Here is a 1101-nt window from a genome sequence, read left to right as displayed (position 1 = left end):
CCGCTCATCCTCCGACAACACCAGCTCGGCCATCGGCCGCCCCATCTTCGCCATGGAGACAGCTTACTAATTCAACGAATTCCCGGCGCAGGACATGAGGTCGTTGATCCAGATCATGGAGGCCCGGAGAGGCAGTCCGGCGGGGTAGGTCTCGGGGGGTCTTGTCGAAGCGGGTGGTGAGGCCGCGCCATGCCTTGAGCTTGTTGATCAGGCGCTCACGGTGTTGCGGTCCTGGTGGAGCTCGGCGTCGTGGGTGACGGGGCGGCCGCCCCGTCGGCCCTTCTTCTTCCGGTTGGCGGCCTGGTCCCTCTTCTCCGGGATGACCGCCTTGATGTTGCGTTGGCGCAGGTAGGTGCGGTTGCCGCGGGAGGCAGTACGCCTTGTCTTCCGGCGACCGCGCCAGGCCGGGTGCGGGGTGGTCCGGCCGGGAGGCGGACGCGGAGCTTGCTGAGCACGGGGATGAACCGGGGGCTGTCGGAGCCCTGGCCGGCGGTCGGCGTGATCACGAGCGGGCGGCACTTGCGGTCGGAGGCGACGTGGGGCGACGTGGACCTTGCTGGTCCGCCCGCCGCGCGAGCGGCCCAGCAGGGCTGCCTTCAACCGGAGCTTGCGCCGCCGCCGGGCGCGTCGGCGTTCGGCCCGTCCGGGGGCGCCGTCGACCCCCTGCCCGGCTTGTTCCTCCTCGATGCCCCCTTCGAGGGGGCCTTCTCCTCGTCGGCGGCCTTCCCCAGGGCGCGGCGTCGAGGACCTCCCGATCCACGCGCATCCCGGCCGCGTCGTTGTGGGCGCGAGCGGTGGTGCAGTCCACGATGACCAGCGACAAGTCCACCTCGCCCCGCTTCGCCGCCTCGGCGATCACGCCCTCCAACGGCTTCTCGAAGACCCCGGCGTCCCGCCACTGCCGAAAACGGTTCTGCACGGTGGACCAGGCACCGAACTCCGCCGGCATCTCCCGCCACTGCGCTCCTGTGCGGAACTTCCCGACCACGCCCTCGAACTGGTCTCGCAGTGAGGTTTTCTCGACGAAATTCATCGCCAGGCGTTGTTGAGGACGAGGGCGGCTTTGGTGATGGCGCCGATCCGGCCGGGGCTGAGCGTGAC

General features: G+C 69.9%; 1 pseudogene. It reads right to left on the bottom strand.

Going from position 1 to position 1101, the window contains the following annotated elements:
* Nucleotides 1–66: 66 nt before the first annotated feature.
* Nucleotides 67–1009, bottom strand: a pseudogene (locus AC07DW_RS34615) (transposase); the annotation flags it as partial.
* Between the last annotated feature and the right edge of the window lie 92 nt (nucleotides 1010–1101).

The organism is Streptomyces sp. NPDC045701 (assembly GCF_056432045.1).
The sequence above is the reverse complement of the archived record's forward strand: the minus strand, read 5'-3'. Positions and strand labels throughout refer to the sequence as shown.